The following is a 14,641-nucleotide window of genomic DNA, read 5'->3' as shown; positions in this document are numbered from 1 at the left end:
GACCTCTCAGGACCGTCCGGCCGGGTGCGGCAGGGCTGCGGGAGGGGCGGCCGCGAGGGCGGCGGCGATCTCCAGGACGTGCGGCGGGGCGACGAGTTGGTAGTGGTCGGCGTCGACGTGGTGGACGCGCGGGTGGGGCAGGTGGTCGTCCCAGGCGCCGGGTGCGGTCGGGTCGGGGGCGAGGAGCCCTTCGGTGACGGGGCGTCCGGCGAGCCAGACGGTGGCCGGGGTGGTCGCGAGGTGCGGCACCCGGTGGTCGGCCATGGCGGCGAGGTTGGCGCGGCAGCAGCGGGCGAGGCGTTCGGCGTAGGCGCGGCCGGAGTCGGTGAGTGCTGCGGTGCCGCTCAGCTCCCGGGCGAAGACGGCGTCGATCTGGTCCTCGTCGTAGGCGCCGAGGCGGCGGCCCGCGTGCGGCGGGGGTGGGTCCAGGAGGTGCAGGGCGGTCGCGGGGCGGCCCTCGGACTCGGCGAGCGCGGCCATGGACAGGGCGGTCCAGGCGCCGAACGACCAGCCCGCGAGCCGCAGTCGGCGGTCCGGTTCGGGGAACTCGGCGCGGACGGCGGCGAGATAGTGTCCGGCGCGGTCGGTGATCGAGCGGGCGGGGAGTTCGGGGTCGCGCAGGGCCGGGTCGGCGATCAGGCAGACGGTGAGGTCGTCGGGCAGGGCCGCCGCCAGGGGGCGGTAGGCCTGGATGTCGCCGCCGACCGGATGGACCAGGCAGAGCACGTCCGGGCCCGGGCCGCGCTGCCACACCTCGACGTCCACCGCGTCCGGCGGGCGGGTGGCGGCGCCGAGGTGGCCGAGGAGTTCGGTGAGGCTGACCCGGTGGCTGAGCCGGGACAGGTCGAGGTCGACGCCGAACCGCCGCTTCACCTCGTCGAGGAGGTCCAGGAGGGTCAGGGAGTCGGCGCCGAGGTCGTAGAGCGGTGTCCCGGGGTCGACAGCGGTGACGCCGAGGAGGGCGCGGAGCAGCTCGGTGAGTTCCTCGGTGGGGTCACCGACGAGGTCCTCGACGGAGTGGCCGCTCGGGTCGGTGGTGGGGGTCGGTTCGTAGAAGGCGGGGGCGGCGGCGAGGTCCGTGGTGTTGACCATGAGGTGGGGAAGTTGCAGGTGCAGGGCGCGTTCGAACACCGTCGCGCCCTCCTCGGGGGTGAGGGCCACCGTCAGGTGTTCCTGGTGACGGGCGTCGGTGTGCAGGGCGTCCTGGGCCATGCCGACGCCTCGCCAGGCGTCCCAGCCGATGCTCATGCGGACCGTGGCGTCGTCGCCGCCGGGGGGTGTGTGGTGGGCGTAGGCGTCCAGGCAGGCGTTGGCCGCCGCGTAGTCGAACTGTCCGACGCCGCCGAAGCGGGCCGCCATCGACGAGCAGGACAGCGCGTAGTCGGGGTCGTGGGCGGCGATGAGGAGTTCGACGAGGAGGGCGCCGCGGAGTTTGGCCGCCGTGGTGCGCCGGGCAGCGGCGGGCGTGCGGCGGGCGAGGAGTCCGCCGGCGGCGGTTCCGGCGGCGTGCACGATCCCGGCGAGGTCGTCGAGGTGCGGGGCGAGCCGGTCGGCGATCGCGGCCGGTTCCTCCGTGGCGAGGTCGGCCGCCACCCGTGTGACACGGTCGGTGAACGGCCTGAGCGCGTCCGGGAGTTCCGTGCTGCGGGCGACCAGGACGACCCGGTTGCCGGGGTGGGCGAGCAGGCGGGCGGCGAGGGTGGCGCCGATGCCGCCGGTGCCGCCGAGCACCAGATGGGTGCCGGGGGCGGCCTCGCGAATCACGGCGGGCGGGGTCTCGGGCACCGGGACGGGGTGCAGGGAGCGGTGCCACCAGTAGCCGTCGCGCAGGGCCGTGGCCGGTGCGGCGAGGGCGTCGTCGAGGAGCAGGTCGGGCAGGTGGGCGGCCCAGTCGGCGAGGCGCGGTCCCGGCAGGTCGGCCCAGCGCGGGGTGACGCCCACCTCCTGCCGGGGGACGTCGAGGGCGGCGGCGAGGAGGCCGGCCTCGGGGCTGCGGACGGCGCCGGTGACGGGCTGCGCCTGCTGGGAGAGCAGCCAGACCCGGGGCCGTGTCCCGTCCGGGAGGTCCGCGACGGCCAGCGCGAGGGCGGCGACCGTGTCGAGGCAGGCCCACTGGGCCGTCTCCAGGGTGGCGGTGTCGAGGCCGCCGTCGAGGGCGAGGGGCAGCGTGTGCAGCCAGTCCACGGGGGCGGGGGCGAGGTCGGGTCCGGTGACGCGGGCCAGCAGGGCGGCGAGGTGGCCGGGGTCTGCGGGGTCGGCTTCGTAGCGGTCGCTGTCGAGGCGCGTGAAGGTGTCACCGGCGCGGACGGTCACGACGCGTGTGTAGTGCCGTTCGAGGAACCGCCAGGCCTCGGTGTCCGTGTCGGGCGGGGTGACGACGACGGCGGTGCGGGGCGTGGTGCGGGTGCCGGTGCGGGCGCGCCGCAGCCGGGTCCAGTGCGGCTGGTGCAGCCACCGGGTGGCGGGCAGCCGGGATATGCGGGTGCCGTCGGGTGCGTCCGGCGCGGTCGTCTCGGGTGCGCGCGGGAAGTCGTAGGGGGCGGTGTCGAAGGCGGGCGGCGGGAAGTCCCAGGGGGCGGGGGCCGGGCCTGTGGGCCAGGTGACGGTGTGTCCGGAGGTCCACAGTGCGGCGAGGGCGTGCGGGTCGAGGGGGGCGGCGGGCAGCGCGGGGCGGGGTGCGGGCGCGGTGACGGGGGTCGGGTCGCGCAGCCAGTCGACGGCGCTGCGGGCGTCGGGGCAGGCCCGGGCGGCGCGGTGGGCGAGGGCGGGACGGCCTACCTGGAGGTGGCGCAGCACCTGCGGGTAGGCGTCGGGGTGGGCCTGGAGGTAGTCGGCGATGCGGCGTCCGTCGGCGCGCAAGGCGGCGGCGGAGGCGCCGGACAGCACCAGGCACGGCACCGTCGGCGCCGTTGCCGGGTCCGGCGTGGGCGGGGCGTTCTCCAGCAGGAGGTGGGCGTTGGTGCCGCCGATGCCGAAGCTGCTGACGGCGGCGATCCGGGGGCCGTCGGTCGGCCAGGGTTCGGCCGTGACGGGGATGCGGAACGGGCCGTCGGCGATCTCCGGGTTGAGCCGGTCGAAGTCGGCGGTGGGCGGGACGATCCCGTGGTGCACGGCGAGCGCGGCCCGTACCAGGCCGACGACTCCGGCGGCCGCGCCGAGGTGCCCGATCTGGCTCTTGACCGAGGACAGCGCCAGCCGTGCGTCGTCCGCGAGCCCGTACGCCTGGCGCAGCGCGGCGGCCTCCACCGGGTCGCCGAGCCGGGTGCCGGTGCCGTGCGCCTCGACGTAGCCGAGGTCCGGGCCGCGACGGCCGCTGCGGGCGAGGGCGGTGCGCAGGGCGGTGCGCTGTCCGGCGAGGGCGGGGGCGCTGTAACTCATCTTGTCGGCGCCGTCGTTGGTGAGGGCGGAGCCGGTGACGACGGCGTACACGGTGTCGCCGTCGCGGCGGGCGGCCGCGAGCGGTTTGAGGACGATCACGCCGGTGCCGCTGCCGCCGACGGTGCCCTCGGCGTCCGCGCTGAAGGGGCGGCAGTGGCCGTCCGGGGAGAAGATGTGCTGCGGCTTGTAGGTGTAGCCGTCGGTCAGTTCGGTGTCGACGAGGACGCCGCCGACGAGCATGATCTCGGCGTCGCCCTGCCGGAGCATCCCGGCGGCGATGTGCACGCCGGCGAGCGAGCTGGAGCAGGCGGACTGGAGGGTGAACGCCGGTCCGGTGAGCCCGAGATGGTAGGCGGCCTTGGTGGCGAGGTAGTCCTTCTCGTGGTGCAGGGAGAGCCGGAAGGCGTCGGGCAGCGCGGCGGGGTCGGCCTCGCGCAGCAGGCGCTGGAAGTAGGTGTTCTCGCCGCAGGACGCGACGAGCCCGACCCGCCCCGCCGCCGGGTCGCCGAGCCCGGCGTGGGCGAGGGCCTCGGCGCAGGTCATCAGCAGCTGGCGTTGCTGGGGGTCCATCACGCGGGCCTCGCCGGGGCTGATGGTGAACCGGCCCGGGTCGAAGTCGAGCGGGCCCGCGAGCTGGCTGCGGGCGCCGACCCGGCCGTCGGCCGCGGTGAAGTGTTCGATGCCCCGGCGTCCGCTGGTGACCAGGTCCCAGAAGGCGGCCAGGTCGGAGGCGCCGGGCAGCCGAACGGCCATGCCGATCACGGCGATCGGTTCATCGGCCCCGCCCGCTCCCGCCGGTGCGGCGGCCGCGTCGGCCGTGGAGGTCCCGTCGGTGAGGAGCCGGGCCAGGGCGCGCAGGGTGACGTGCTCGAACAAGTCCGGTACGGAGAACGGGAGATCGCCCTCGCCCGCGCATCTGAGCTGGAAGCGCATCAGGTCGAGGCTGGTGGCCCCGGCGTCGAAGAACCGCTGGTCCACGGCGACGGCCTTGCCGGTGACGGTCTCGAAGAGGTCCGTCAGCCGTTGTTCGAGCGGCGAGCGGGCGCCGTTGCCGGGGCGGCCGGTGCCGAGGTCGCGGCCGGGCGCGGTGTGGGCGGCCCGGCGGTCCAGCTTGCCGCTCGGTGTGCGGGGCAGGTCCGCCAGCAGCCGGAAGCGGGCGATCCGGACGTAGGCCGGCAGCAGCCCGGCGAGGTGGGCGGCGAGGTCGGCCGGGTCGGGGTCGGCGCCCCGGCACTGGAGGGCGGCGACCAGGCGTCCTTCGTCCACCGTGACGACCGCGTTGGCCACCTCCGGGTGCTGCAACAGGGCGGCCTCGATCTGCCCCAGCTCCAGCCGGAATCCGCCGATTTTGACCTGCGAGTCGGCGCGGCCCGCGTAGTGCAGCAGACCGTCGCTGTCGAAGCGGGCGAGGTCGCCGGTGCGGTAGAGGGTGCCGAGGTCGAGGTCGTCGACGAACCGGTCCTGGTGGGCGGCGCCGTCGCCGAGGTAGCAGCGGCCGGCCATCGGGCCGCCGATGAGCAGGTCGCCGGTGACGCCGGGCGGGACGGGCAGTCCGGCCTCGTCGACCACCCGCAGCACCGCGCCCGCCACCGGGCGGCCGATCGCGGGCCGGGGCGGCCAGGCGGCCGGGTCCCCGTGAAGGCACAGGGCGCTGACGACATGGGTCTCGGTCGGACCGTAGTGGTTGAACAGCCGGGCGCCCGGCAGTCCCGCGAACCAGCGCCTGATGGCGTCGGTGCACACCAACTGCTCGCCCGCGGTGACCACTTCACGCAGCCGGGACGGGAACAGCCCGCTGTGCGCGCCGTGTTCGGCGAGGAGCTGGAGCGCGACGTACGGCAGGAAGATCCGCTCCGCTCCCCCGCGCTCCAACTCCCTGAGCAGGGTGGGGACATCCTGTCGCCAGGCCGGTCGCACCAGGCGCAGTTCGCCGCCGGAGCACAGGGTGGTGAGGATCTCCTGGAAGGAGACGTCGAAGGACAGCATGGAGAACTGCTGGGTGACGGCGGGCCGTTCGAGTCCGCCCTCGACGCGCTGCCAGGTCAGCAGGTTGCACAGGGTCAGGTCGGGGACCTGGACGCCCTTCGGGGTGCCGGTGGAGCCGGATGTGAACAGCGTGTACAGCGGGCGCAGCCCGTGGTGCCGGGGGGAGACCGGGGCGGCGTCGGGCGTGTCGGGGAGGACCAGGACATGGCGGGGCAGGGTGGCCGGGGCGAGGGCGTCGAGGGCGGCGGCGTCCTCGGGGGCGACCAGGACGCACAGCGGGTCGGCCTGGTCGAGGACGTGCCGCAGCAGCGCCGGTGGGTAGGCGGGGTCGAGGGGGACGACGGTCAGGTTGAGGCGGGCCGCCGCCAGGACGGCCACGATGTGCGCGGCGGAGGGCTGGAGGTAGAGGGCGACGGCGGCGGGGGCGGCCGGGTCGGCGGGTGCCAGTTCAGCCAGCGTCGACGCCAACGCGCCTGCCTGGGCGTCGAGTTGGGCGTAGGTGAGGGTCGTGTCGTCGGCGGTGACGGCGGGGGCGTGGGGGGTGCGGGCCACCTGGCGGGCGAAGCCGTCGGCGACGGTCGTGAAGTCGGGCTCCAGCGGGGTGCCGTGGCCCGGTTCGGGCAGGGCGTGGCGGTAGGGGGCGACGAGGTCGCGCAGGGTGCGGGCGGGGTCGGCGGTCAGCTGGTCGAGGGCCTCGCGGAAGAGCCGGGCGGCGGCTTCGGCGCGCTCGGTGCCGAGGTCGTCGCGGTACTCCCACAGGCAGTCGAAGCCGGCCTCGTGCTCGACGACGGACAGGGTGAGGGCGCACTTCGCCCCGAGCGGCTCGGTCCAGTACGGGCGTACTGTGCAGCCGTCCAGGCGCAGCGCCTGGAACTCGGTGTTCTCCAGCACGAACAGGAAGTCGAAGAGCGGGGCCCGTTCACCGAACGCCCGGTCCGCGAGCACATCGGCGAGGGCGACCTCCTGCCCTTCCAGGACGGTGCGTACGGCGTCGGCGTGGGCGGTGAGGTGGGCGCCGAGGGTGGTGTCGGGGCGGGCGTCGAGGCCGAGCAGGACGGTGTTGGCGAACATGCCGACGGCGTCGGCGAATTCGGGGCGCGGCCGGTTGGCCACCGGGGCGGCGACCAGTGGGTGGGTCTGCCCGGTGACGCCGTACAGGGCGGCGGTGAAGGCGGAGACGAGGAACTGGAAGCGGGTCAGGCCGAGTTCGGCGGCGCGCCGGTCCAGGGCGGTGCGGCGGACCAGGTCGAGGGAGGTGCGCAGCAGCCGCGCCCGGGGCCGGTCGGGCACCGGGAGGGCGGGGGACGGTTCGGGGGCGTCGGCGTAGTGGGCGAGCAGGCGGGTGCGGCGGCGGGCGTAGCCGGGGGTGGCGTGCCAACTCCGTTGCCAGCGGGCGAAGTCGAGCGGGGTGGTGGCCGGTGCCGGGCCGGGGGCGCTTTCGGTGTAGGCGGCGCTGAGGTCGTGGAAGAGGAGGTTGAGCGACCAGCCGTCGACGGCGACGTGATGCAGGTGGAGGAGCAACAGGCTTGCTCCGTCCGGGAGTTCGGCCAGGGTGACGCGGAGCATCCGGGGTTCGGCGAGGTCGAAGCGGTGGGTGAAGAAACGGTCGGCGCTCTCCTGCCACCCCTCCCCCGCCCGGCTCTCGAACGGCTGCCAGGGGTCGTAGGGTTCCTCGGTGCGCTGGAACAGGCCGTCGGGGGTGGGCACCAGGCGGGTGCGCAGCGCCGGGTGCCGGGCCACCAGCGTGCGCGCCGCGCGCCGCAGGGCCGCCCCGTCGACGGCGCCGTCGACGCGCAGGGCGAGCGGTACGTCGTAGGAGCGGTCGTCCGGTTCGCGTCGGTGCAGCAGCCAGAGGCGTTCCTGTTCGCTGGTGGCCGGCGCGACGGGCTCGTCCGGGCCCGCCGGGAGTGGGGGATGGTCGCCGGCGTCGGCGTCGGGGGCGTGGACGGCGTCGGCGATGGCGGCGAAGTCGCCGCGCAGCACCAGTTCTTGAGGCAGGTCGACGGCGAACCGGGTGAGGATCTCGAAGCGGAAGCGCAGCGCCTTGAGGGAGTCGCCGCCGCTCACGATCCACCGGTCGTCGGGGCGCAGTCCGTCGACGGCGAGGATCTCCTCGGCGAGGTCGAGGACCGGCCGCTGGGCGGCGGTGATGTGTGCGGCGCCCTCCCGGGTGCCGCGCCAGGGGGTGCCCGCGTCCCGCAGCAGGGCGGCGAGGTCGGCCTTGCCGTTGGCGGTCAGGGGGAGTTCGGCGATCAGGTGGGTGTGGTGCGGGCGCATATAGGCGGGCAGGGCGGTGGCGAGGTGCCGTTCGTAGGCGTCGAAGGTGAGGTCGTCGCCGGGGACGAGGAAGGCCAGCAGTTCGTTGCGGCCCGCCGCGTCGCGCCGGGTGCCCACCCAGACGTGGCGGACGGCGGGCAGGGTGAGGATCTGCCGTTCCACCTCGCCGGGTTCGATGCGGAAGCCGCGCACCTTGACCTGCCGGTCGGCCCGGCCGACATAGGTCACGCGCCCGTCCGGGTCCTGGCGGACGAGGTCGCCGGTGCGGTACCAGCGGACCACGGTGCCGTGCTCGCCGGGGAGTTGGATGAAGGCGCCCGCGGTCTGCTCGGGCAGGTTGCGGTAGCCGTGGGCCAACGCCGGTCCGGACAGCAGGAGTTCGGCGACCTCGCCCGGCTCTGCGGGGTGGCCGTCCTCGGTGCGCAGCAGCAGTCGGGTGCCGGGCATCGCGGTGCCGATGGGGATGTCGTCGCCGTCGAAGTCCCGGGGGATGGGGTGCCAGAGGGCGAAGGTCGTCGCCTCGGTCGGCCCGTAGGCGTTGTGCAGGACGGCGCCGGAGTCGGGGTTGGCGTCGTACCAGCGGCGGATCATCGGGGAGTTGAGGTGTTCGCCGCCGATGAGGACCTGGCGGGCCTCGGCGAAGCAGTCGGGCACCTTCTCGACGACCGTGTTGAAGAGGGCGACCGTGATGAACAGGGTCTCCACGCGCCGCTCGCGCAGTACCGCCGCGAGCCGGTGCGGGCTCTGCACCTGGGTGTCGTCGAGCACGACGCAGACGCCGCCGGTGAGCAGCGGGGCCCACACCTCGAAACTCAGGGCGTCGAACGCCGGGTTGGACAGGCAGCCGTACCGGGCGCCGGGCGGCAGGTCGATCCAGCCGGGCCGGGCCAAGCGCAGCACACCCGCGTCGGTGACCTCGACGCCCTTGGGCCGTCCGGTGCTGCCGGAGGTGTAGAGGAGGAACCCCGTCGCCGCGTCGCCGGGTAGGTCCGGGGCGTCGTCGGTCGCGTCGTGCGGTGCGAGCAGCAGGCCGGCGTCGACGCCCTGGGCGTGCGCGGTGGTGGTGTCGTGGACGACGGTGACGGCGGCGGAGTCGTCGAGGATGTGCCGTTGCCGGTCGGGCGGGCTGAGGCGGTCCAGGGGGACGACGGTGGCGCCGGCCCGGCGGATGCCGAGCATCACGCAGACCAGTTGCCAGGAGCGGGGCAGGCAGACGGCGACGGCCTGCCCGGGCAGCACTCCGCGTTTCCGCAGGCGGGCGGCGACGCGGGCGCTCAGCCGGTCGAGTTCCGCGTAGTCGACGGTCCGTGTGCCGTCCTCGACGGCGACGGCCGAGGGCGTGCGACGGGCCTGCGCGAGAACGGCCTCGGCGAGCACGGAGGCAGGGGCCTCGGCGAGGACGGGGGTACGGGTTTCGGCGGGGGCGGGGTGAGGGGTGTGCATCACGCCTCCCCCACGGACGCGGCGCCGACGGCGGCGCGCGAGGCCGACTGGTGCTCGTGGTGGGCGAGTTCGGCGGCGAGGAGGTCGCCGACCCGGGCGGTCTCGGCGCCCTCCAGGATCTCCCAGTGGTCGCACTTCATCGTCTCGACCCGGAACGCGCCCTGCGCGCGCCCCTGCCAGAAGGCGCGGACCTCGGCGTGGAAGGGGGTGTCGGTGCCGTCCTGCACGGCCTGCGCGAGGACCGTCCGGGCCGGGGAGGCGGCCGGGAGATGCTCCCGCGCGGTGAGCCGGTTGTGGTTGTAGAGGTGGAAGTAGCGGTCCACCTGGGCGTCGTCGATGCCGGGATACATCCCGTTGAACCTCACGAGTTTGTCGCGGAACTCGGCCGCGTCGACGGCGGTGATCGCCTCCCGGGCCGAGGCGTCGTCGGTCGCCTGGGTGTCGAGGAGGACGACGCTGACGTCCTCGCGCCCGGCGCGGTGCGCTTGGCGTCCCATCTCGTGGGCGACGAGGCCGCCGTAGGACAGGCCGGTCAGGACGAGCGGGCCGGGGCCGAGGGGCTCAAGGAGGTGCAGATACTCCTCGGCCATGGCCTCCACGGTGGGCAGCAGCTCCTCGCCGGGGTTCACGCCCGGGGACTGGATGCCGTACAGGCCGGCGTGGTCGGGCAGGAACGCGGCGAGCGGGAGGTAGCAGAAGGCGGTGCCGCCGGCCGGGTGGACGCACACCACCCGGGGTCCGGTGCCCCGGCGGAATTCGATGAGGCTGCCCGGCGCCTGGTCCGTGGCGTCCTCGCGCAGCAGCGCGCCGAGCGCCTCGATCGTCGGGCGCACCATGACCTCGGCGACGGGCAGGTGCCGCCCGAAGGTCTCGCCGACGTCGTGGGCCATCCTGATCGCGGACAGTGAGGTGCCGCCGATGTCGAAGAAGTTGTCGCTCACGCCGATGTCGGGGTGGAGCAGGATGCCCTGCCAGATGCGGTACAGGGCGTGTTCGATGTGGTCGCGCGGGCTGGCGGTGTTGACCTGGTCGGACGTCTGCTCGTGGGCGAGGCGCAGCAGGGCGGCGCGGTCGAGTTTGCCGCTGCGGTTGAGCGGCAGGGACTCCAGGTCGAGGACGAGCGCGGGGATCATGTAGTCGGGCAGGCTGCGGGCGAGCGCGGTGCGCCAGTCTCCGCTGTCGCGGGCCGGTGCGGCGCCCCGGCCGACGCCGGCCACCAGGCGGGGCTGGCCTGCCTGGTCGCGGTCGACGAGGACGACGGCCTCGCGGACGCCGGGCAACCGGGTCAACGCCGCCTCGATCTCGCCGGGTTCGATGCGGAAGCCGCGCAGCTTGACCTGGTCGTCGGCGCGCCCGGCGTAGTGGGCCTGGCCGTCCTGGTCCCAGCGGGCGAGGTCGCCGGTGCGGTAGACGCGGGCGCCGGGCACGAACGGGTCCGGCAGGAAGCGTTCCTCGGTGAGGTCGGGCCGTCCCAGGTAGCCCCGGGCGAGGGACGCGCCGCCGAGGTACACCTCCCCGACGACGCCGGGCGGCACCGGCTGCATGCGGGCGTCCAGCAGATAGAGGCGGGTGCCGGGCAGCGGCCGCCCGATCGGGCAGGGGCGGTCCAGCGGGCCGGGGTCGTAGTAGGCGGTGCTGTAGAGGGTCGCCTCGGTGGGGCCGTAGCCGAAGCAGACGCGCAGGCCCGGGAGGTGACCGGCCATACGGTGCAGCGCGGCCTCGGTCAGCGACTCGACGCCGGTCAGCAGTGTGCGCAACGGCAGGTCGCGCAGCCGTTCGGCGGGGTCCTCGTCGATCCAGCGGACGTAGGCGGGCGGCAGGAACGACTGCGTCACCCGGTGCTCACGCAGCCACGCCAGCAGGGCGGCCGGGTCGCCGCGCACCTCCTCGGGGACGATGTGGAGTTCGCCGCCGGTGGTCAGGGGCAGCAGCAGTTCGTGGAGGGAGGCGTCGAAGCCGATGCTGGACCAGGCCGAGCCGACCTCGCCCGGTGCGGTGCCCATCCGGTCGTGCCAGGTGGTGAACAGGTTGAGGAGGCTGCGGTGTTCGACGCCGACGCCCTTGGGCCGTCCCGTGGACCCGGAGGTGAAGATCACGTAGGCCAGCTGGTCGCGGGCGCGTGCGATCTCGGCGGGCCCATGTTCCCCGGTCGCGCCTTCGGCTTCGACGGCGGTGAGGTCGAGCCAGTCCGCGGGGCGCTCGACGGTGGCGTGGTCGCTGAGGACGACGGGGCAGGCGGCGTCCTCGACCATGGCGGCGAGGCGTTCGCGGGGCTGGCCGGGGTCGAGCGGGAGGTAGGCGGCGCCCGCCTTGAGGATGCCCAGGATGCCGACGGTCAGATCGCGGGTGCGGCGCGCGTGCAGGCCCACGACATCGCCGGGGCGGACGCGGCGGGCGACCAGCGCGTGGGCGAGCCGGTTGGCACGCCGGTCGAGGCTCGCGTAGTCGAGGGCGCCGTCCCGGTCCACGACAGCGGTGCGGAACGGGTGTTGGCGGGCGCGGGCCTCGAAGAGCGCGGTGAGGCTGGTGGCCGCGCGCAGCTCCGTCGCCATCGGGTCGGACGGCTGGGGCGCGTCCCCGGCCCGGCTCGCGTCACCGGCGCTGATGAGCCGCAGGCGCTCCGCCGGTTCCATGAGGTCCAGGGTGCGGATGTCGCGGTCGGGGTGGCGGGCCATGCCGGTGAGCAGGTGGCGCAGGTGTCCGGCCCAGCGTTCGGCGGTGGCCTCGTCGAACAGGGCGGTCGCGTAGTCGAGGTGTCCGGTGACGCGTCCTGCGGCCTCGGTGGCCGACAGGGCGAGGTCGAACTTGGCCGGGGCGTGCGCGATCGGCAGCGGCGCGACCTCGACGCCGGGCAGGTCCGCCAGGTCGTGCCGGTCCAGGACCCACGCCAGCATGGTCTGGAACAGCGGGGTGTGGGAGGCGCTGCGCGGTGGGTTCACCAGCTCGACGATGCGCTCGAACGGCAGGTCCTGGTGGGCGAGGGCCTGGCGGACGACGGCGCGGGTGCGGGCGAGGGCCTCGCTGGTGGTGAGGGGGCCGGAGAGGTCGATGCGCAGGGGGAGGGAGTTGACGAGGAAGCCGATGAGTCCGGCGGCTCCGGGTCCGCGCCGGCCGGAGACCGGGCTTCCGACAACGATGTCTTCCTGGCCCGAGAGGCGGGACAGCAGGATGGCCCAGCCGGTGAGGACGGCGACGAAGAGCGTGCCCCGTTCTTTCCGTGCCAGTGCGCGCAGCGCGTCCGTCACGTCGGCGTCGAGGGCGAACTCCACCCGCCCGCCTTCGTATCGCTGTTCCGGTGGACGCGGACGGGTCGTGGGCAGTTCCAGCACGGGCGCCACATCGGCCAACGCGCCTTTCCAGTACTGCTCCTGTGCGGTGAGAGCGCCGCCGAGAACCGCTTCGTGCTGCACTTCCGCGTGATCGGCGAACTGTATCTCCAGTTCCGGCAACAGCGCCGGGTCACCGGATATGAACTCCCTGTAGAGAACGGAGACTTCCGCCATCATCACGTTCAGCGACACACCGTCGTAAATACTGTGATGGAACGTCAGCAGCAGAACGTGGTGTGCGGCGTCCAGTGCCGCCAGTCGCCCGCGCGCGAGTGGCCCGGCCTCCAGGTCGAACGGCTCTTCCGCGTCCGCCTGCTGGAGTGCGGCCACGCGCGGGTCGGGGTCGGTCGAGCCGGTGAGGTCCTCAAGGGTGAGGGCGAAACCGGCGCCCGGCGGGTCGATGTGCTGGCTGACCGCGCCGCCCTCGGCGACCAGTCGGGTCCGCAGGACCTCATGCCGTCCGGTGACCGCGCCGAAGGCTCTGACCAGGGCGTCTCGGTCGAGGGGGCCGGTGAGGTCGAGGGCGACGACTTCGTTGTACGCGGCGTTCGCGCCGGGGAGTTGGGCCAGGAACCACAGGCGCTGCTGGGCGAAGGAGGCGGGCCGGACCCGGACGGACGGAACTGCGGGGGCGGAGTGAGGGGTGTGCGGCACCGGCGAGGCCTGGCCTTCCTGACGGGGCGGGGGAGACAGGGGGAACAGGAGCGAACAGGGGGGGACAAAGGCGCGTCGAAGAGCGGCGGCACCGCTCGGTGTGCCGTCGACAGGGAATTGCGGTTCGGGGGTGGGGGAAATCAGCGGGGGAATGTAAGCGATTTACATCGTCGAACTGACGGGTCGGCCAGGTGGAGTTCCTCGGGAGACCCCGTGACACAGCTGTGATCCTTGGTCACACCTGAAGACATGTCAATACTTGACTTTCACGCAGAACTTCCCGTAGACGCACCCTCCGGGAACATACGGTCCGGCCGGACGCGCTTACACCCCGGAATCTCATGCCATGACGGTCGGGGTAAAGAGAGTTCCATATCTGACCGCGCCACCGAATGCAATGTTTCAAGAGCCTTACGCCCATTCCGAAAAAACCCACACCCACCCGCCCGACGGCGCGGGCGAGCGCGTTGTGCGCGCAGGGTCACCGCCGCCCGCAGGCCGGTGAGGTCTCGGTTCGGAGAATGCGTGACCTCACACGGAGGCAGCGTGAAGGAAATGTGTTTAACTTGCGATCAAGTCAGCCAAGTGGCTTGAACCTAGCCGCAGTTCGCGTCTCCTGCCGTCGCCCCGGGGACCCTCGTGCGGGCCCCGGCCCGCCCGTCGGGCCGCCCCGGGTGGCGCCGCTGCGTCTGTCGTCCCGCTCCCAGGAGGGCACCCTCGTGAACGCCACCGTCTCCAACTTCTACTACGGCGCCGTGACCCCGGTCGCCGCCTATCTGATGGCCTGTCTCGGAGCCGCCCTGGGACTGAGATGCACGGTCCGTTCCCTGCGCACCTCCCGAAGACGCGGCGGGTGGTTGGCGCTCGGCGCCATCTCGATCGGCTGCGGCATCTGGACCATGCACTTCATCGCGATGATCGGCTTCAGCGTCGAGGGCGCCCTGGTCGGTTATGACGCGGCTCTCACCCTGCTCAGTCTGCTTGTCGCCATCGCCGTCGTCGCCCTCGGTGTCTTCCTCGTCGGCTACCGGGGCACCTCTCCCCTCAACCTGGGCGTGGCCGGCACGATCACCGGCCTCGGTGTGGCCGCCATGCACTACCTCGGCATGTCCGCGATGCGGGCGCACGGGGACGTGCGCTACGACGCGGTGGCCGTGGGCCTGTCCGTCCTGATCGCCGTGGTCGCGGCGACGGCGGCGCTGTGGGCGGCGGTCTCGGTACGCGGCCTGCGCTCAAGCCTCGCGGCGAGCCTGGTGATGGGGATCGCGGTCACCGGCATGCACTACACGGGAATGGCCGGAGTCTCCGTGCACCTCACCGACGGCAACGCCGGGACGCAGTCGTCCACCAGCCTGATGGCGTTCCTGCTGTCGATGCTCGCCGGGCCGCTCGCGGTCCTGCTGGTCGCCGCCGTCATCGTCATGTTCGACCCCGAGATGATGCTCGGCACCGAGAACACCGAACACCCCGACGGCGACGCCACCGCCCAGTGGGACTCCCGGTCCCCGGTCCCGGCCCAGCAGTCCGGGCAGCCCTCACCGTCCTCCACCTCCTGGTGAACGACCTGCGCACCG

General features: G+C 73.9%; 3 protein-coding genes. 1 reads left to right on the top strand and 2 read right to left on the bottom strand.

The features are described from left to right. Nucleotides 1-6 precede the first annotated feature (6 nt). The gene (locus ACIQOU_RS03375) at nt 7-9,084 is read right to left on the bottom strand and encodes an amino acid adenylation domain-containing protein (RefSeq protein ID WP_401533444.1); all 9,078 of its coding nucleotides are present in this window, start codon (nt 9,082-9,084) and stop codon (nt 7-9) included. Next, nucleotides 9,084-13,067 (bottom strand): amino acid adenylation domain-containing protein, encoded by a 3,984-nt coding sequence (locus tag ACIQOU_RS03370; RefSeq protein WP_401533443.1) that lies wholly within the window; start codon nt 13,065-13,067, stop codon nt 9,084-9,086. Before ACIQOU_RS03370 ends, ACIQOU_RS03375 begins: the two co-directional genes overlap by 1 nt. 719 nt (nt 13,068-13,786) lie before the next feature. Between ACIQOU_RS03370 and ACIQOU_RS03365 the strand changes: the two genes are divergently transcribed. After that, nucleotides 13,787-14,626: an MHYT domain-containing protein gene (locus tag ACIQOU_RS03365; RefSeq protein ID WP_401533442.1), complete on the top strand. Its 840-nt coding sequence runs from the start codon at nt 13,787-13,789 to the stop codon at nt 14,624-14,626. The last annotated feature ends 15 nt before the right edge of the window (nt 14,627-14,641 follow it).

It is taken from the genome of Streptomyces sp. NPDC091279 (assembly GCF_044757465.1).
Taxonomy (GTDB): Bacteria; Actinomycetota; Actinomycetes; order Streptomycetales; family Streptomycetaceae; genus Streptomyces.
The sequence above is the reverse complement of the archived record's forward strand: the minus strand, read 5'-3'. Positions and strand labels throughout refer to the sequence as shown.